Source organism: Actinoplanes sp. CA-252034 (assembly GCF_050956125.1).
Taxonomy (GTDB): Bacteria; Actinomycetota; Actinomycetes; order Mycobacteriales; family Micromonosporaceae; genus Actinoplanes.
The window spans coordinates 2,262,553-2,280,798 of record NZ_CP191846.1; the positions used below are offsets into that span (position 1 = coordinate 2,262,553).

13 protein-coding genes are annotated in these 18,246 nt (G+C 70.4%); 8 read left to right on the top strand and 5 right to left on the bottom strand.

Annotated elements, in window-relative coordinates; genetic code table 11:
* Window positions 1–13: 13 nt before the first annotated feature.
* The 3 genes from ACQPZW_RS10275 to ACQPZW_RS10285 all read left to right on the top strand — a co-directional run bounded on the left by ACQPZW_RS10275 (window position 14) and on the right by ACQPZW_RS10285 (window position 2,309).
* The gene (locus ACQPZW_RS10275; RefSeq protein ID WP_433794595.1) at window positions 14–1,015 is read left to right on the top strand and encodes a lysylphosphatidylglycerol synthase transmembrane domain-containing protein; all 1,002 of its coding nucleotides are present in this window, start codon (window positions 14–16) and stop codon (window positions 1,013–1,015) included.
* 77 nt (window positions 1,016–1,092) lie between these two features.
* On the top strand, window positions 1,093–1,869 hold the full coding sequence (locus ACQPZW_RS10280; protein WP_433794596.1) for a CPBP family intramembrane glutamic endopeptidase: 777 nt from the start codon (window positions 1,093–1,095) through the stop codon (window positions 1,867–1,869).
* An 83-nt stretch (window positions 1,870–1,952) separates the two neighbouring features.
* Complete coding sequence (locus tag ACQPZW_RS10285) at window positions 1,953–2,309, top strand: VOC family protein (protein ID WP_433794597.1); 357 nt, start codon at window positions 1,953–1,955, stop codon at window positions 2,307–2,309.
* Window positions 2,310–2,434: 125 nt separating this feature from the next.
* Here ACQPZW_RS10285 and ACQPZW_RS10290 read toward each other — a convergent pair whose 3' ends face one another.
* From ACQPZW_RS10290 to ACQPZW_RS10300, 3 genes are all read right to left on the bottom strand, one after another.
* Window positions 2,435–5,506: an RICIN domain-containing protein gene (locus ACQPZW_RS10290; RefSeq protein ID WP_433794598.1), complete on the bottom strand. Its 3,072-nt coding sequence runs from the start codon at window positions 5,504–5,506 to the stop codon at window positions 2,435–2,437.
* Between the two features lie 98 nt (window positions 5,507–5,604).
* Entirely contained in the window at window positions 5,605–10,473 is a 4,869-nt protein-coding gene (locus tag ACQPZW_RS10295) for a family 43 glycosylhydrolase (RefSeq protein ID WP_433794599.1), read from the bottom strand.
* A 143-nt stretch (window positions 10,474–10,616) separates the two neighbouring features.
* Complete coding sequence (locus ACQPZW_RS10300) at window positions 10,617–11,282, bottom strand: hypothetical protein (protein WP_433794600.1); 666 nt, start codon at window positions 11,280–11,282, stop codon at window positions 10,617–10,619.
* A 104-nt stretch (window positions 11,283–11,386) separates the two neighbouring features.
* Between ACQPZW_RS10300 and ACQPZW_RS10305 the strand changes: the two genes are divergently transcribed.
* The 5 genes from ACQPZW_RS10305 to ACQPZW_RS10325 all read left to right on the top strand — a co-directional run bounded on the left by ACQPZW_RS10305 (window position 11,387) and on the right by ACQPZW_RS10325 (window position 15,583).
* Window positions 11,387–12,148: an NYN domain-containing protein gene (locus ACQPZW_RS10305; protein ID WP_433794601.1), complete on the top strand. Its 762-nt coding sequence runs from the start codon at window positions 11,387–11,389 to the stop codon at window positions 12,146–12,148.
* Window positions 12,145–12,768, top strand: a complete 624-nt coding sequence (locus ACQPZW_RS10310) for a TetR/AcrR family transcriptional regulator (RefSeq protein ID WP_433794602.1) — start codon at window positions 12,145–12,147, stop codon at window positions 12,766–12,768. The genes ACQPZW_RS10305 and ACQPZW_RS10310 overlap by 4 nt, the downstream gene beginning before the upstream one ends.
* 22 nt (window positions 12,769–12,790) lie before the next feature.
* A complete protein-coding gene (locus ACQPZW_RS10315) occupies window positions 12,791–13,123 on the top strand; it encodes a DoxX family protein (protein ID WP_433794603.1) in 333 nt (110 codons plus the stop codon).
* Window positions 13,124–13,190: 67 nt separating this feature from the next.
* Window positions 13,191–14,426 (top strand): endonuclease/exonuclease/phosphatase family protein, encoded by a 1,236-nt coding sequence (locus tag ACQPZW_RS10320; protein ID WP_433794604.1) that lies wholly within the window; start codon window positions 13,191–13,193, stop codon window positions 14,424–14,426.
* Between the two features lie 59 nt (window positions 14,427–14,485).
* A complete protein-coding gene (locus tag ACQPZW_RS10325) occupies window positions 14,486–15,583 on the top strand; it encodes an FAD-dependent monooxygenase (RefSeq protein ID WP_433794605.1) in 1,098 nt (365 codons plus the stop codon).
* A gap of 695 nt (window positions 15,584–16,278) precedes the next feature.
* On the opposite strand, the gene ACQPZW_RS10330 is transcribed toward ACQPZW_RS10325, so the two are convergent.
* Both ACQPZW_RS10330 and ACQPZW_RS10335 read right to left on the bottom strand, forming a co-directional pair.
* Entirely contained in the window at window positions 16,279–16,725 is a 447-nt protein-coding gene (locus ACQPZW_RS10330; RefSeq protein WP_433794606.1) for a hypothetical protein, read from the bottom strand.
* Between the two features lie 306 nt (window positions 16,726–17,031).
* Window positions 17,032–18,228 (bottom strand): MFS transporter, encoded by a 1,197-nt coding sequence (locus ACQPZW_RS10335; protein ID WP_433794607.1) that lies wholly within the window; start codon window positions 18,226–18,228, stop codon window positions 17,032–17,034.
* Window positions 18,229–18,246 lie beyond the last annotated feature (18 nt).

The following is an 18,246-nucleotide window of genomic DNA, read 5'->3' on the forward strand; positions in this document are numbered from 1 at the left end:
CAGGCTGAGCAGCGTGACGTCGATCCTGGAGAGCACCGCCCGTGGGAGGCCCGGGGTCAGCCGCCGATGGCTGCGGGTGGCGCTGTTCCCGCTCGCCGGAGTGGCGGCCGTGGTCGCGCTGCGAGGGCGGCTGCCGGATCTCGGGGCGGTCGCCGGGATCCTGCTCGGGGCCGGCCCGTGGTGGACGGCGGTGGCCGGCGGGGCGGCCCTGCTGTCGCAGGCGGCGTTCGCGGTGCAGCAGCGGCGGCTCCTCGGCGGGCTCGGGGTGGAACTGCCCCACGGGCGGGCGCTGGCGCTGACCGTCAGCCGGTCCGCGATGAGCATGACGCTGCCGGCCGGGTCGGCGGTGTCGGCGGCGTTCGCGTTCCGCGTCTACCGGCGGCACGGGGCGAGCGGCGCCGTCGCGGCGGTCGTCACGGCGGTGTCCGGACTGCTGTCGGTGGCCGCGCTCGGCCTGCTCTACGGAGCGGGCTGGCTCGTGGCGAACCCCGGGAACGCCGGTCCTGTGGTCGTGGGCGGTGCTCTGGGCGTACCCCTGCTGGGTTGGATTCTCCGGAGTCAGCGGGACAGGATCGCCTCGCCGGCCCGGCGGATCGCTTCCCGGTGGCCGGCCTTCGGGCTCGCCGCGCGCGGCCTGCGTGATCTGCCGCGGCGCAGTTGGCTCGGGGCCCTCCGTGCGGCCGTGGTGAACTGGCTCCTCGACATGCTGTGCCTGGCCGCGGCGGCCGCGGCCTGTGGAGCGGACCTCGGCTGGGGCCGGCTGGCGTTGATCTACCTGGCCGTGCAGGTGGTCCGGCAGGTGCCGCTCACACCCGGCGGCGTCGGGCTGATCGAGGCGAGCATGCTGGCCGGTCTCACCGCGGCCGGTATGCCCGATGCGACGGCGGCGGCGGTGGTGCTGCTGTACCGCCTGGTCTCGTTCTGGCTGATGCTGCCGCTCGGCCTGGTCGGATGGCTGCGGTTGCGCCGCGAGGACGGCACGCTCCGCGAGAGCCGAGCCCTCTCCGGGGGTTGAGTTCTCCCCGGGGCTGCGAGGGTTGAGTCCCGGGGCTGGTTGCCGTCCCGGTGGAGGATCGATCATCATGTTGCGTCATGACGGCCGTCGCCTCCACGTTGATCGCGCTGATCTTCGCGTTCCTTCTGGTGAACACCGTGCAGGGGGTGCGGAGACGGCGGCAGGTCCTGGCGGTGCTGGCTCAGCGGCGGGCCCGGTTCTTCCGCAACAGCATCGCCGGCATGGTCGTTCTCGTCCTCGCCGGAGCGGTCGCCGTGGCGGCCCACCCGGATCTGACCGCGGCCGACGTCGGCTGGCGGCTTCCGGGAGGCTACTGGACGGACTACCTGTACACCGGGTATCTCCTGGTCCTGCTGATCGTCGTCCACCGCCGGTCGCGGACGGGGCCGCTGTCCCCGGCGACCGCCGCGCTGCTGCCCACGACGACCCGGGAGCGCCGGCTGGCCGGGGGTACGGCGGTCGCGTTCGGGGTGGGGGAGGAGTTCCTGTACCGGGGCCTGCTGATCGCCGTCGGCACCGAGCTGCTGGGGCTGCCGCTGTGGGTGGCGGCCGTGCTGGGGTGGGTGCTGTTCGTGGCGGCGCACGCCTACCAGGGCGGGCGCGGGATGATCACGGTCGGCCTGCTCGGGCTGATCTTCACCATGCTCTACCTGAGCTCGATGAGCCTGCTGCTCCCCATGCTGATGCACACCCTCTGGGACGCGGTGCTCCTGCTGCTGATCCGTCCGCGGCGGGCTGCCGGGGAGCAGGTCGCGGCCGAGACGCCGGTCATCGTCGAGCCGCCGGTCCCGGTCGACGAGCCGCCGGTCCCGGTCTTCGAGCCGCTGCGTCTCCGCTCGGCCGCGCCCGATTAGAGCCGCCCGGGGGTGAGCGCCGCGCCGAAGTGGGAACAGAAACCGGAACCGGAACGTCCGGAATGGTTCCTAGCATCGGTGGCATGGCTATCGCACGTTTCCCCACCATCGTCATCGACTGCCCCGACCCGGCCGCCCTCGCCAAGTTCTACGGCGAGATGCTCGACTGGAAGGCCGAGCCCACCGAGAACTGGGTCGACCTCAAGGCCGACTACGGGCAGTGCATCTCGTTCCAGCAGGTCGAGAACTACACGGCACCGGTCTGGCCGGAGCAGGAGGTGCCGCAGCAGATGCACCTCGACGTGGTCGTCGACGATCTCGACACGGCCGAGGCCGCGGTGATCGCCCTGGGCGCGACCAGGCACCCCACTCAGCCGGGCACCACGTTCCGGGTGCTCCTCGATCCGGCCGGGCACCCGTTCTGCCTCTGTCTCAGCTGAGCGAACGAGTGCCCTGGCTGGGGCACCCGTTCTGCCTCTGTCTCAACTGAGCGAACGGGTGCCCGGGCTGGGGCACCCGTTCTGCCTCTGTCTCAACTGAGCGAACGGGTGCCCGGGCTGCCGGGTCAGTGCTTGCGGACGAGCGTGACCCGGTAGGTCGTACGGGCGGAACCGTCCTCACTGGTGGTGACGACGGTGCGGGTGCTGCCGGAGCCGGTGACCGTGACCGTCGCGTACGGGTCGGTGGTCACCGCGGTCACCTCGACGCACGACAGGTCGCGCACCGGGGCCTTCCAGGTGGTGACGGCGGGATCGAACTTCGGGATCGGCACGCCGTCGACCAGGATCGACGTGACGGACGCGTCGGTGCCACGGCCGGGCGCTCTCGCGTACACCTGAAGCTCGGCGACGGTCAGGTAGCCGTCCGGCGTCGGGGTGAGCTGGAGGCAGAACGCACCGGTGGTGCCGGGGGTGAGCGGGATGTCGACGACGGCCGAGGTGACCTTGATCGGCGAGCCGGTGACCTGGCATCCGCCGGAGGCGGCCGGCGTGCCGCCCTGAACGGTGGCGGCGATGCCGCCGCCGGACGAGTTGTCGGGGTAGAAGTGGAGCACCGCCCGGTTCGCCGCGCCTCCGGCGGGCAGGGTCGCGGTCAGTGTCTCGACCGGGTTGCGGCCGGATCCCTTCCAGTTGGACCACGCCTTGTCGGTGAGGTTGCCGTTGGTGAGCCCGGCCGTGGAGTAGCCGGGTTCGGTGTAGGAGGCGCTCACCGTGGCGCCGTCGAGCAGCCCCTCGGACGGGGCGGTGACCTGCACGCGCACGCTCGCCGGCAGTGTCTGGCCGGGAACGGTCGTCGCGGTGCCGGCCACCGTCACCGCGCCGAGCCTGCTGTAGTCGCCGGTTCCCCAGGTGGCGGGCACGGTGGCGCGTCCGCCGTTCTGACCGATCGCGGTCACGGTGGCGGGCATCGCCGGGATGCCGCCGACGAAGGTCTTGGCCCGGGCCGGCTCGGTCGACGTCCACACGTCCACGGTCACCTTGGCGGTCGCCGCGATCGTCTTGCCGAGCACGTCGGTCGCGGTTCCCTTGACCAGCACCACGCCGGGTTTGCGCCACTTCGAGGCGGTCGGCAGGGTCCAGGTGACCGGCAGGGCGCGGCTTTCGCCGCTGGGCAGGACGGTGGTCACCGTCGCGGGCAGCGCCGGCGCCAGTCCGGGCACGGTGTGAGCCAGAGCGATCTCGGTACGGCCGACCGTCTCGTCCTTGAGCGTCCACCGCTGGTTCGCCCCGGAGGTGGGCACGTAGGTGCCGACCCGTGACCCGTCGGTCGTCGCCTCACCGTTCACGTCGAGCAGCCGTCGCGCCCCCACGTTGATCATCGTGTACGTCCCGTCGCCGGTGGTCGACAGGGTCCACAGCGCGGCGTCGTCGACTACGCCGGCGGCTTCGGCGACCGCGTTGCCCTCGCGGACCGCCAGCCGCTGCCCGGTGCCGGCGTTGATCAGCTGGTACTGCTCGTGCCCGGCGGCCGGCTGCACGGTCCACAGCTGGTCGGCGGCGGTGGTGCTGTTGGTGCGGATCACGATGCCGGTTCCGGACGGGGTCAGCGACCGCCGGCTGGGCACGCCCTCGAGCCGGTAGGTGTGGTCGGCCCGCAGGTGCGACGCGCCGGGGTCGGTGGCCGAGCTGACCAGGAAGGTCGTCACGGACTGTGCCGGGACGGTGAGGGTGGCCCGCTTGTCGCCGACCCGTACGGCGGCGCCCTTGACGAGCTTGCCGCTCGCGCTGGTGACGACGGGGGTGACCGTGGAGCGCTTGCCGATGTCGAGCTTCGACAGGTCGAGGGTCACGGTCTCGGCGGTGGCGGCCGGGTTGGAGTGGACGACGGTCAGGCCGTTCCTGGAGAGCGCCGCGACGCTCCGGGTGCCGTCGACCTTCACCAGGTGGTCGCCGGGGCGGATGTAGTGGGTGAAGTTCCGGATCGTGTCGAACTTGGTGTTCGTCTGGATCGGGCAGGTGGCGAGGGTGTCCTTCTTGCCGCAGTCGAACGGGATGTGGATGGCGCCCCACTGGAGGTTGCCCTCGGCGATCATGTTCTTGGCGTCCTCGACCGGCTGCCACAGCACCCAGGCCGACGGCTCCAGCTCACGCAAGTCGTCGATGATCCGCTGGGCCATGCCGAGGCCGGAGTCCATGCTGGTGAAGTCCTTGCCCCAGCTGCCCTCGACCTCGCTCATCCACAGCGGCTTCTGCTCGGCCTTGGCGATGTCGCGCACGCTGGTCCGGCCGCCGGTGCCGTAGGTGTGCACGTTGATCCGGTCGACCGCGTCCCGGGCGGCCGGCGTCATCCCGTACCAGTCGGTGACCAGGGTCCCCGGGTTGGTCTCGTCCGGCGCCGCGATGGCGCGGTCCGGCGCTACGCGGTTCAGTGCCTCGATCACCGCGGCCTGCGAGGCGGGTCCGGCGTGGGCGCCCTCCTGGCGGCCTCCGGTGGGCCGGCCGTCGGCACCGAGGGTGGTACGCCAGTAGTTCGTGTTCGGCTCGTTGAGCGGCTCGATGGTGTCGACCGTGATCCTGTGCTTCTTCTCCAGGAACTCGGTGACCCGGGTGAGGTAGGTCGCGAAGTCGTCGAGGGTCTCGGGCCGGATCTGGTCGGTGTTCGGGTCGAAGCCGCCGCTGACGTACCCGCTGACGGTCTGGAACCAGGGCGGCGAGTTGCTGAACGTCTCCCAGTGGTCGACCCGCTTCTTGATCTTGTCGACCCACCAGCGCTGGTTGGCGTCGGCCTGCCAGTTCCAGTGCTGCGGGTTGTCCGGGTCCCACCAGTCCTTGTCGGCCGGCGTGTACGTGGCCGGCGCCTTCCACCAGCCCGGCACGGCGCCGCCGGGCCGCAGGTAGGGCTTGACCGTCGGCGCGTTGCCGCCGCCGATGTTGTAACGGGCGATGTTGAGGTTCAGCCCGTTCGGGCCGTAGAGCATGTCGGCCAGCCTGTTGCGGATCTCGTCGGGGTAGCCGCCGGTGACGTCGGCGAACCAGGCGAGGCTGGTGCCCCAGCCCTCCCACTCCGGCCCGTGGTAACTCGGGTCGATGGTGACGGTCGTGGCCGCGGTGGTGGCCTCGGCGGCGTGGGCCGCCGGTGGTATGGCCAGAGGCGAGACGGCCAGCACCGTGGCCGCGAGGAGCGCTCGAATCTTCATGGCTGTCCTTGAAGTCGATGGATGGTTACGTAAACATTTGGCGATGTGGATGTCAACGGGGAGCGGGCCGAGGGTCCCCCCGGCCCGCTCCCGCCGCGTCAGGCGACGATGCCGCCGCCGTCCAGGCTGGTGTCGGTCACCTCGTGGACGACCTTGCCGGTACGGGTGTTCCAGATCCGGATCAGGATCGAGTCCCGCCGGCCGTCGACGACCGTGATCAGGACGCTGAAGCCGGACACGCCGTTGACCGTCCCGCTGCCCAGGAGCAACCCGCCCGGCCCGCAGACCAGTGCCGGAGTCAGGTTCGACGACTCGAAGGCGCCCTTCGGCGTGGTGATCCACGCCTTGCCGGTGCTCCTGCCGGACCGGGCCACGAACGCGAAGTCCGTCGCCCCGCTCCAGCCGCTGCCCGCCACGTGACCGGCCTTCGGCTGGTACACCGTCACGAACGGCAGCACGCCGCCCACCGTCGCCCCGTCGTCGTCGCTGACCGTCACGGACGGCCGGTACAGGCCGGCGGCCGTGTACTGGTGACGCACCGTGCAGACGCCCGCGGCCACCGTTCCCTTCGAGGTGGATCCGTCGCCCCAGGTGGCCGTACAACCGAGGGTGTCCGCGCCGGGGTCGCGCACCGGAAGGTTCCGGACGATCTCGGTCTTCGTGGCGATCGGCGCGTCGGGCGCCGGGTGACCGCCCGGGACCGTGACCGTCGGCGCCGCGTTGACCACCGTGATCGTCGCCGAGTCGCTGCTGCCGCCCGTGGTCAGCGTGACCGTGTAGGTGCCGTTGTCGGCGCAGGTCAGCGTGGTCGCGGCAGCGTGCGGATCGGCGAAGGCGCAGCCGGTCCCGTTCACCGTCCACGTCGGCCGGTTGGCGCTGTTGGAGACCGTGCCGGCCAGGGCGATGGCGCTGCCCTCGGGCCCGCCGGTGTCCGGCCCGGCCCCGGCCACGGTGACCGGGGCGATGCTCTCCAGCGTCGGCACGACCGGCTTGATCGCCCCGTCCGCCGCGAACTCCAGTTGATCGATGGTGGTCTCCCGGTGCGTGCCGTCACCGCCGGGGATCGCGAACCGGTGATAGGCCGTGTACCAGTCGTCCGATCCCGGGACCCGGACCACCGAGTGGTGACCGGTGCCGAGGATGCCCAGCGACGCGTCCTTCGACAGGATCACGCCGACGCGGTCGCTCCACGGCCCGAGCGGGGACGAGCCCGTCGCGTACGCCACCTGGTAGTCGGCGCTGCGGGTGTCGTTCTCCGACCACATGAAGTAGTAGACGCCGCCCCGCTTGATGACGAAGCCGCCCTCGTTGTAGTTCGTGGGCTTGTACGTCTTCACCAGCGCGGGGTCGAACGAGACCATGTCGTCGTTCAGCGGCACCTGGTACGAGTTGCCGTTGCCCCAGTACAGGTACGACCTGCCGTCGTCGTCGGTGAACACCGCCGGGTCGATCATCTGGCCCGGGTAGGTGCCGCCCGCGACCAGCGGCTTGCCGAGCGCGTCGGTGAACGGCCCGGCCGGGGAGTCGGCGACCGCCACGCCCAGGTGCTTGGCCGTGTTGCCGGTGGCCAGGCCGCCGGAGAAGTAGAAGTAGTACTTGCCGTTGCGCTGCGCGATCGTCGGCGCCCACGCGCTGTCGTCGGCCCAGCTCACGTCCGGCCCGAGATCCAGGATCACCCCGTGGTCGGTCCAGTTCACCAGGTCCTTCGACGACCAGGCCTTGAACCGGGTGCCGGACCAGCCGGCGAACCCGTCGGTGGTCGCGTGGATCCAGAAGGTGTCGCCGAAGACCGAGATGTTCGGGTCGGCGTTCAGCCCCGGGAGGATCGGCGACTTCATGACGAGAGCGCTGACCTGCCATGCCCTTCTCGTCCCGTCAGCGGCTGTCACCGTATAGGTCACCGGCTTCGTGAAGTCCTGCCTCGTCACCGGGTCGATGGTGCTGCCCCGGGCGAGGGTGAAGGACGGCGCCAGTGACCGGACGTCCGTGCCCGGCTTGACCGGCAGCTTCACCGTGCCGTTGGTGTCGTCGATGATCGCGTCGGCCTTCAGCTCCGGCAGCGTGACTCCGCCGATGCTCGTCGTGCGGCCCGCCAGCTCCAGGATCTCCGAGGCCGACAGGGCGACGTCGTAGATCCGGAAGTCGTCGACCTCACCGGCGTAGTACGGGTCGGCCGCATAGAGGGACCGTCCGATGTAACCGCTGTAGTTCTTCGATGCGTCATACAGGTCGGAGGGCTTCACGGTCACACCGGTCGCGCTCGCGATCCGCGTCCCGTTCAAGTACATTGCCGCGTTCGACCCGTCGATCGTCACCGCGATGTGCTGCCAGCTCCCACCCGGCAGGGCGGCGCTGTGCGACAGCTTCGACTCCGCCGACCACGAGCCGGTGGTGATCGCCGAGAAGAGCACGTTGCCGCCGTTGCGCGGGCTCGTGAACAGGTATCTGTTGCTGTCCGGGCCGAGCGAGTAGATCCACTGGTTGACCGTCGTCGACGCGGTCCACTTCGCCCACACCGACACGGTGGCCGCCTGCGCGCCCTTGAGCACGCCGTTCGGGATCGTGACGTACGGCGAGCTCGTGCCACCGGACATCTTGAAGGAGCCGTCCTGGACCCCGGTGCCCCAGGCGGGCGTCCGCTCGTAGGTGCCGTTGAAGTCGTTGCCGGAGGTGTCCCGGGCGACCGTGCCGCTCGTCTCGTCGAACTGGTAGCGCAGGCGCAGGCCCACGGCCGGGGTCGGCGGCTCCTCGTACTTCGCCGAGATCCGGTCGTACTCGGCCTTCGTGACCGGCAGGACCGTGCCGTGGCGCGGGCGCTTCGGCAGGCTGTAGGTCGGCTCCGGCGTCCACACCCCCGAATTCAGGTCGGTGGTCGAGAACGGGACGTAGCCGCGCCCGCCGAACTCGTCGATGAACAGGTACCACTTGTTCTCGGTGTTCGACTTGAACACCAGTGGACCTTCGCCCTGATTGATCACGCCCGAGCCGATGCACTCGGCCTGGAAGTCCCAGTTCGTGCTCAGCAGGTCGGCCGACTTCTCCTGGATCAGGAACTTGCTGCACGGCGTGTTCGACGAGTTGTTCCGCTCGTCCTTGGTGATCCGGTGGTAGACGCCGTTGTTCTCGATGACCGTGGAGTCGATCACCGAGTAGCCGGGGTCCTTCCACACCTTCGGCTCGCTGAACGTGCGGAAGTCGCGCGTCGTCGCGTACATCATCTTGTTGTAGGTGTTGCCGGTGTGGTTCGGGTCGTTCTCGGCGTAGAGCTTCGACGCCCAGAAGACCACGTACGCGCCCAGCTCCTTCGAGTAGAACGCCTCCGGCGCCCACGTGTTGCCGGCCGTGTCGGGCGAGACCTTCACGAGGCGCTGGTCGGTCCAGTCGACCAGGTCGGTGGACTCCCACACCATGATCGACTTGCTGCCGGTGCGCTGCGACGCGTCCCAGTCTCCGTTGCCGTAGATCTTGAGATCCGTGGCGATCTGGTAGAACTTGTCGCCCTCCGGCGAGCGGATGATGAACGGGTCACGCAGGCCCTGCGTGCCCAGCGTCGACGTCAGCACCGGGTTCCCGTTGTTGATCTCACGCCAGCTCAGCGGGTCGTCGCCGTTGCTCAGCGCGTTGTAGACCTGCTCGCCGTTCGAGGAGCCCTCGCCGGTGAAGTAGCTGAACAGGTAGCCCTCGTACTTCGCCGCCGCCGGAAGCGGCCGGACCGTCGCGGTGAAGTCACGGGTCGCGGTGGCCGTGCCGACCGTGACGGTGGCGGTCAGCGTGACCTTCCTCGCCGCCTGGCCGGTGGCGGGGCGGTGCACCACGCCGTCCGGCGCGATCGTCGCCGGGTCACTGGACGCCCAGCTCGCTGACGTGGGCAGCGTCAGGTTTCCCCGTACGTCGTCGAGGTCGTGGATCGTCAAAGCCCCGACCGCGGCCTCCGCTTTGGCGGCGTCGTCGAGCGCGGCCTCGACCGTCACCGCGAAGGTCTTGGTGTCGCTGCGGTCGCCGCGCCGCAGCGTCGCGGTCAGCACGGCGTGCGCGTCCGGCCCACCGGCGGGCGGCCGGGTGATCTTCCCGGCGTCGCTGATCACGCCGGCGTCGCTGGAGGTCCAGGAGACCTTCGAGCCGTACGGGGCGGTCGCCGGCAGACTCAGATCAGCGGTCAGGCCGCTCGTGTCGCCGAGATCGAGCGCCGCGACGTCGGCCGCCACCGCCTCGATGTTCGCGGCCGACGCCAGGGTCTCCACCTCGCCGGCGCTCAGCGCCCGGTCGTAGACCCGCACGTCGCGCAGGCGGCCCTTGAGCAGCCGGTCGCCGGAGTAGTTCGACTTGCCGAAGTAGTTGGCCGTCGTCGTGCCGCCGCCGATCGCGCTCGGCAGCACGCTGACCGCGGTGTTGGCGGCCACCGCGACGCCGTCCTCGTAGAGGGTGCCGGTCGTGCCGGTCTGCGTGTACGTGACCGTCTTCCACGTGCCGCGCGCCAGGTTGTGGCCGTCGGCGGGCCGGGTGTTCTGCTCGCCCGTCCAGTTGCCCAGCGAGATCGCGTTGCGGTAGCCGTTTCCGGTGGCGAACAGGTACCCGTTGCCGTTGCCGGTGGTCGCGTCGGTGTTGCCGAACCCGTAGAGGAAGTACGGGGTGCTCTGCGAGGCGTCGATCCGCACGTCGAACGAGACGCTCACCGAGTCCAGCGACTTCAGCAGATCGTTCGGCGCCTTGATGTACGTGTCCGAGCCGTTCAGCCCCAGACCCTGGCCGGACTCCCAGGCCGGTGTGCCGACGACGGCGCCGTCCCGCCCGTTGCCGGAGGAGTCCACGGCCACCGAGCCGGACGCCTGGTCGAGTTTGTACCAGAGAACCAGCCCGTCGGCGGCGGCGGCGGCCGGGGACGGGACGGTGACGGAGCCGGCCACGACGGCCAGAGCTGTCAGGGACGTTAACAAAGAGGATCTGCGGCGCCCGGAGCGCCTGCTCATCTGCATGTTTCTCCCAGCCGAGGACGACCTCGCCCGACGAGGGAAGATCGACGGGCAGGTAACGGGGGTGTTGCCAGAGTGTTAGCGCTCACAGCCACGGCGTCAAGAACTTGTCAGGCGCTTTGTGTCTCCACTGTGATGCGTCAGCTCCCGAGGCCCGCCCAGCGACGCCACCGGTGGATGCACGGCAGCAACTCCTCCTCGCGGGCGTCGGCCATCATCCGGACCCACATCGACTGGTAGGCCACGTCGAGGGCCGGTGCCGTCAGATCCACCTCGAACAGCATGCGGGTGGCGGCCGTGGCCTGGCTCGCCATCGCCATGTCACGGGCGCCGCGCAGGGCTCGCGGATCATCGAGGTCGTCGAACGGGAACGTCACGATCAGCGCGATCAGCTCGTAGTAGTCGCCGAACGCGAGCATCCCGGTGGCCGTGGTCAGGTAGCGAACATGGGTGGCCTCCGTGACGTCCGGCGGCTCGGCGCACAACACCCCGGCGGCCCGGCGGCGCATCCGGTCGGCGTGACGCAGCTGAGTGGAGCGCAGCGCGTGGCCCGCCGTGGTGGTGGCCAGCCGGGTCGCGTCCGGACGGTCCACCGAGCGCAGTTGCAGCAGGTGCAGCTCGGTCAGGTCGTCGACGAACAGGGCGGCGATGCGGGCGATCTCGGCATCCGCCGGGGCGAGCGTCGCGGGGAGTGCCACCTCCCGGCCGGCGATCGCGGTCCGCAGCTCGGTGAGCGCCTCGGCCCGGCCCTCCGGCCCCGCCTCGGTCAGCAGGTTCTGCAGGCTACGGCTGATCCACAGCGCCATTTCCCTACGATACCGGCCGAACCGTCCGATTTCGAGATCCGTCTATGTATCGACGGCGCGGTGATCAGCACCCGGGTTCGGCCTTATCCTCGAAGGTTGTGGCGGTGAATGACAACTCGGCAAAACTGGCCGTACTGATCGACGCGGACAACGCGCAGGCGTCGATCGTCGACGGGCTGCTCGCCGAGGTGGCGAAATACGGGACGGCGCACGTCAAGCGGGCCTACGGCGACTGGACCGGCACCAGTCTGCGCGGGTGGAAGGACCAGCTGCTGGCCCAGTCCATCCAGCCGATACAGCAGTTCTCCTACACGACCGGCAAGAACGCCACCGACGCGGCGATGATCATCGACGCCATGGATCTGCTGTACACGGGCCGGTTCGACGGTTTCTGCATCGTCTCCAGCGACAGCGACTTCACCCGGCTGGCGTCCCGGATCCGTGAGTCCGGCCTGACCGTGTACGGGTTCGGCGAGCGCAAGACCCCGAAACCGTTCGTGGCCGCCTGCGACAAGTTCATCTACACCGAGAACCTGTCCGAGCCGGAGGACGTGCCCGCGCCCCCGCCGAGCCCCGTGTCGGCGTCCGCCCAGCTCCGCGGCGACACCAGCCTGATGAACCTGATCCGCTCCGCGGTCGAGGCCGCCTCCGGTGACGACGGCTGGGCGCCGCTCGCCGCCGTCGGGCACATCATCACCAAGCAACGGTCCGACTTCGACCCGCGCAGCTACGGATACCCGAAGCTGGGCGGGCTGGTCACCGCGATCGGGCTGTTCGAGATCGACCGGCGCGACTCCGGCGACGGCAAGCCGGCGATCATCTGGATCCGTGACAAGCGGCGCTCGGGGAAGAAGGCGGCCGAGTGACCACGCGGGGCCGGCGGCGCGACGCCGAGGAGAACCGGGACCGGATCCTGCGGGCGGCGCGGACCCTGCTCGCCCGGCAGCCCGCCGCCAGCATGGACGACCTGGCGCAGGCGGCCGGGGTCGTCCGGCGGACGGTCTACGCCCACTTCCCGAACCGGGACGAATTGCTGGCCGGGCTGGCCGACAAGTGCTCGGCGGACCTGCTGGAGGCGCTCAGTCGTACCGACCGCTCCGGTCTCGACCCCGAGGTCGCGATGGCCGATTTCGCGCTCACGCTGTGGACCGCGGGGGAGCAGTACCGCCTGCTCATCTCCCTGGCGGAGAGCAACCTCGGCATGGCCGGGCTGCGGGAGCTGCTGCATCCGATCGCGGCGCAGAGCTTCGCGCTGCTGGAGCGGGCCCGCGCCGACGGCCGGTTCGCCACCCACCTGCCGCTGCCGGTGCTGAGCGCGGCACTGCAGGCGATGACGCTGGCCATGATGCAGGCGGCGAACGACGAGCTGTGGGCCGACGACGGCACCCGGGCGGCGGCCGCGGTGCTGGTCGCGGCCGGCCTGCCGGTGACCGCCGCGGAGGAGGCGATCCGGCGAGCCATGTCACAGGATGTTGCACACGAGTGAGCACGAAAACTAACCTGCTGGGGTGAACACCGTGCTGGCGGGCATCGTCATCGTCTTCTTCGGCGTGCAGGGCATCGCCCGGCTGAGCGCCTCCCCGGAGGATCAGCGCGCTGCGGCGTACCACTTCGGGGTCTCCCTCACCGAGTACCGCAAGGTCTCCGGCCTGCTGATCCTCGGCGGTCTAGGGCTCGCGGCCGGCCTGATCGTGCCGCCACTCGGCGTCGCCGCGGCCGTCGTGCTCATCGCCCTCATGATGATCGTCGCCGGGCTGCGCGTGCTCTCCCAGGACGGCGCGCTACGGGTCGCCCTGCCGCTCACCGCGGCCGCCCTCACCGTCGGCACCCTGGTCTGGTGAGAATTGTCGATGGCGGCTCGGTGAACGCCATTGCGTCCAGTGGAGACGGCCGGTAGTCACTTCAGAAATGAAGCGTCTTCTCTTCACCGCGCTCCTCGGGGCGTCGCTGGTCTCTGTTGCGGCGCCGGCTCAGGCACACTCGCCCGAGGTCCGTTTCGCGACATACAACCTGTCCCTGAACAGGCCCTCCCAGGGTCTGCTCCGCGAGCACCTGGCCGCCCCCGGCGTCGACGACGTCTACCGTCGCCAGGCCGAGAACGTCGCCGAGGTGATCCAGCGGTCCGCGCCCGACGTGGTGCTGCTCAACGAGTTCGACTACGACCCCGAGGCCGCTCGGCTCTTCGCCGACAACTTCCTCGCCGTCTCCCAGAACGGCGCGCCCGCCCAGAAGTACCGGTACCGCTACGTCGCCCCGTCGAACACCGGCATCCCGTCCGGTTTCGACCTCAACAACAACGGCGTCATCGACACCACGCCCGGTGACGGCGCCTACGGCGACGACTCGTACGGCTTCGGCCTCTTCCCCGGCCAGTACGGCATGGTCGTCTACTCGAAGTACCCCATCGACCACCGGGCGATCCGCACCTTCCAGCTGTTCAAGTGGAAGGACATGCCCGGCAACCTGATCCCCACCGACTTCTACTCGGCCGAGGAGCAGGCGGCGCTGCGCCTGTCGTCGAAGAGCCACTGGGACGTGCCGATCAGGATCGGCCGGGAGACCGTGCACTTCCTGACGTCACACCCGACACCGCCCACCTTCGACGGAGCCGAGGACCGCAACGGCCGCCGCAACCACGACGAGATCCGGTTCTGGGCCGACTACATCACGCCCGGCCGCACGTCGAAGTACATCTACGACGACCGCGGCCACCGTGGCGGGCTGCGCGCCGGAGAGAAGTTCGTGATCGCCGGCGACCAGAACGCCGACCCCGACGACGGCGACTCCACCGGTGACGCCATCGAGCAGCTCCTCGACCACCCGTTGATCAACACCCGCGTCACCCCGGCCAGCGCGGGCGCCGCCGAGGCGGCCACGCTGCAGGGCGGCGCCAACCTCACCCACACCGGCAACCCGGCGTACGACACCGCCGACTTCGCCGACACCGCACCCGGCAACCTGCGCGCCGACTACGTGCTGCCGCGCGCCGGCATCAAAGTTCGCGGCGCGGGCGTGTTCTGGCCGGTCAAGGCCGACCCGCTGTCCCGGCTCAGCGGCGTCTACGGTCCGGAGTGGGCACCGGTCAACGGCTTCCCGACCTCCGACCACCGTCTCGTCTGGGCTGACCTGAAGATCCGGCGCTGACTGTCCGGTTGTCGGCACTACGATCCGATGACGGTCGATGAAGGGGATTCTGGATCGTCATGGACGTACTTGTGGTGGGTGGTGGCATCGCCGGCCTGGCCCTGGCGCGGGCGCTGCGCCGCCGCGACGTTCCGGTGACCGTCGCCGAGCGCAGCGACGACGACAGCGGCGGACTCGCGATCAACCTGCCCGGCAACGCGGTCGCCGCCTTCGCCGCGCTCGGTCTCACCGACGGCCTCAACAAGATCGGCCGTCCGACCGGGCGCCGTGAATACCGGTCCAGCCGCGACCGCGTTCTCTTCCAGGTCGACGAGGACGCCTTCTGGGGGCCCGAGGCGCGGCCACGATGCGTGCGCCGCGCCGACCTCCTGGCGCTGCTGGCCGACGGCCTCGACGCCGGCATCCGCCGCTCACTGCCGGTCACCGCGGTGCGCCCCGTGGCCGGCGGCGCCGACGTCGAGTTCGGCGACGACACCGGCCAGCGGTTCGGTTTCGTCGCCGGCGCCGACGGCGTCCGCTCGGTCGTCCGCGCCACCGCGATCGGCGCCACCACCACACAGGCATCCCTGCTCAGCGCCGCCAGCTGGCGTTTCATGGCCCCGAACCCGGGCGTCGACTGCTGGACCGTGTGGTCCGGCCCGGGCGGCGCGTTCCTGCTCATCCCCGTCGACGACCACCAGGTGTACGGCTACGCCTCAGCCACCGGGGGCGGACAGGTCAGCGCCGACGCGTCGTGGTTGCACACGTCGTTCCGGGACTATCCTCCGACCGTCCGCCGCGCCGTCGACAGCGTCACCGAGCTCTACCACTCACCCATCGAAGAGGTCCGCACCCGATCCTGGTCCGCCGGCCGCTGCGTCCTCGTCGGCGATGCCGCCCACGCCACCGCACCCGTCTGGGCCCAGGGCGCCGCCCTCGCCGTCGAAGACGGCCTCGTCCTCGCCGACCTGCTCGCCACCACCGACTGGGACGACGCGGGCGCCCACTACGAACGCCTCCGCCGCGACCGCGTCACCCACGTCCAGGAGGCCACCGACCGCTTCGCCCGCGCCGCGGCCCTCCCACCGTGGCTGCGTCACATGCTGCTGCAGATGATCGGTCCGCGCGGTTACCGCGACACCTACAACCCGTTGCGCCACCCTTTTCCGACTCCCTGACCAGCGCTCCAGCGGGCCGTGCTCCCGGCGGGTTCCGGTTCGGTCCGGCTCCGAGTCGGTTCCGGCTTCGAGTCGGTTCCGGTTCTGGGTCGGTTCCGGTTCGGTCCGGCTCTGAGTCGGTTCGGTTCTGGGTCGGTTCCGGTTCCGGGTCGTTCCGGGTTCGATTCCGATTCCGATTCCGATTCCGGCTCCGGCTCCGGCTCCGGCTCCGGCTCCGTGGGGACTGCGCGGACCTTGGCGGTACGGGGCCCCTCAGCCGGCAACGAGTCGGTGTTCCACCCTCAATAAACCGCTTTGGGCGGGGTGCCCAATGCGGGTCTGAGTCGCCGAACTTGGTCGGGTGGCGGGTGTATCCGGTGCGGGTTGGGTCGGTTTGTAGCCCTTGGTCGGGGCGGTGGGTGTGCCCGGTGCGGGTTTGGGCAGGTTTGTAGCCCTTGGTCGGTGCGATGGGTGTGCCGGTGCAGGTTTGGGCCGGTTTGTCGCCCTCGGTTGGGGCGGCGGGCGTGCCCGGTGTCGGGTCCGGGTTCGATTGCCGCCTGTAGAGAGCCGCAACGGCAACCGGCGCCGGCATGGGGAACGTCCACCACCCCAGCCGGGCCCCGCAGGTTGCAGGGTGGGGCCGCGTGCCTCGCATGGACAGGCCGCGTGGTTTGAAAATGACGGGTCGGTGGGGTCGCGCGGACCGGAGGACCAGGTCAGTTGGGGGTGAAGAGGCCCTGGACGCCGACGATGATCGCGATGATCCCGAAGACCGCGACCAGCAGCGCGGGGCCGGACAGATCGGCCGGATCGGGCGCCCGGGAAGGGGCCGTCGCGGGCTCGTGTGAGGTGGCGCCGGGTGCGGTGGAGGCCGGGACCGGCGTGGCGGGGGCCAGTGGCCGCCGGCCGGTGAGCCGCTCCCAGGCGAGGATGACGCCGACCGCGATGCCGACGACCTCGAAGTGGAACAGGTGCGGGCCGGAGATCAGGTGGACGATCAGGAAGTAGCCGCCGGCCACGAGCGCGACGATGCCGATCAGCCAGCGCCACGGGGCGATCCGGGCGGTCAGCCGGGCGATCACCGGGAAGCGGCCGAGCAGGGGAATGGCGAGCAGCAAGCCGCCGATGATGTTGGCGGCGTCGAGCAGCAGGGCCATCAGCATGGGTGTCCGTCCTTCGGTCAGCGTCCCGCCCCAAGACTAACTTGGAGCGCTCCCATCCGCATCGCGGTGGATGCGCCACAGGTCAGAGAAGGCCGCGTCCCCGCGAGCCGACGGCGAGGTGCGGCCAGGGACGACCGCGCGGGTAGCTGTGAGGACGCGATGGCGGTGAGGGCGCGGTGATGGCGGGGGCGGCTGGCGCCGAGGAGGCCGGCTGGTTCAGGCACGGCGAGAGTGCTGGCGGCGGCGACCGGGCGGCGACTGTGAGGGCGCGGTGGCGGTGAGGGTGGCGCTGGGAGGGCCGCCGGTTCAGGTGGGTGGTGGAGGAGGTGTGAGCAACGGGCGGGTCAGTCGGGTGGCCACGAGGGCTACCACGCACAGGACTGCCAGGCTCAGGAAGCCCGCCCGGAACGAGCCGGTGGCGTCCTTGACGGCGCCCAGGGCGTACACGAAGGCGAAGCTGCCCAGGTTGGCGCAGAAGTTGCCGAATCCGCTGATCAGGCCGGCGTTGCGGTCGCCGAGGACCTGGAGGGGGAGGGCGAACAGCGGCCCGAAGTAGACCTGGACGGCCAGCGAGATCAGCGCTACCACACCGAGCACTCCGATCATGCCGGGTACGTAGGTGAGCAGCGTCAACCCGACGGTCAGGACGGTGAGGGAGCCGCCGATGACCAGGAGCGGACGGTTGATCCGGTCGGAGAGCCAGCCGCCGAGGTAGTTGACCGGGGCGCTGATCGCCGACGCGGTCGCCGCGACGAGACCGGCCGTCGTCAGGGACTGGCCGCGGTCGACGACCAGATAGGTGGGCAGCCAGAAGGTGAAGCCCTGCGCCACGGCCAGACGGGTGAACTGGATCACGCCGGTGAGCTGCACGATCCGCTTCCGGACGAGGCGGGGCAGTTCGGTGAACCGTACCGCCGAGGAAGTGGGCCTTGTCGAGGCCGGACCGGCCAGCAACCGGTAGAGGACCAGCGACAGCAGGCCGAAACCGGCGAACAGCAGGAACAACAGCCGCCAGCCCAGCGGTCCGACCAGCAGTGGCCCCACCGCGCTGAGCAGGATGTTCGACGAGAAACCGCCGACCACGTAGAGGCCCATGGCGGTGGCACGCCGGCCGGGTGGGAACAGCGCGGTCATCAGCAGCATGCCGGGGGTGAAGACCAGGGCCCGGAAGAATCCGGCGAGGGCCTGATCGATCAGGAGCAGGGGGTACGAGTCGAGCACCGCGAACAGCATGGCCAGCAGGTTCATGCCGAACAGCCCGATCATGAACAGCCGCCGGGGCGTGAACCGGTCGGCGAGGTAGCCGGACGGGACCTGCATGAGCGCGTACGTCAGGTTGCTCGCGGCGGCGAGGGTGCCCGCCTGGGTGAACGTGAGGTCCAGGTCGGTGCGGATGAGCGGCAGGAACAGCCCGATCCCACCGAAGATCAGGCCGATGCTGCTCTGGCAGACGACCAGAATGGTGATGACCGGCCGCCGGGGCCGGGTGTCGCTGATCGTCACCCGTGGATCGTATGCGGC

What these genes read in the sequence shown, in the direction of transcription:
- ACQPZW_RS10280 (WP_433794596.1), top strand. Translation starts at nt 1,093, where the DNA reads ATGACGGCCGTCGCCTCCACGTTGATCGCGCTGATCTTCGCGTTCCTT.
- ACQPZW_RS10285 (WP_433794597.1), top strand. Translation starts at nt 1,953, where the DNA reads ATGGCTATCGCACGTTTCCCCACCATCGTCATCGACTGCCCCGACCCG.
- ACQPZW_RS10290 (WP_433794598.1), bottom strand. Translation starts at nt 5,506, where the DNA reads ATGAAGATTCGAGCGCTCCTCGCGGCCACGGTGCTGGCCGTCTCGCCT.
- ACQPZW_RS10295 (WP_433794599.1), bottom strand. Translation starts at nt 10,473, where the DNA reads ATGAGCAGGCGCTCCGGGCGCCGCAGATCCTCTTTGTTAACGTCCCTG.
- ACQPZW_RS10300 (WP_433794600.1), bottom strand. Translation starts at nt 11,282, where the DNA reads ATGGCGCTGTGGATCAGCCGTAGCCTGCAGAACCTGCTGACCGAGGCG.
- ACQPZW_RS10320 (WP_433794604.1), top strand. Translation starts at nt 13,191, where the DNA reads ATGAAGCGTCTTCTCTTCACCGCGCTCCTCGGGGCGTCGCTGGTCTCT.
- ACQPZW_RS10325 (WP_433794605.1), top strand. Translation starts at nt 14,486, where the DNA reads ATGGACGTACTTGTGGTGGGTGGTGGCATCGCCGGCCTGGCCCTGGCG.
- ACQPZW_RS10330 (WP_433794606.1), bottom strand. Translation starts at nt 16,725, where the DNA reads ATGCTGATGGCCCTGCTGCTCGACGCCGCCAACATCATCGGCGGCTTG.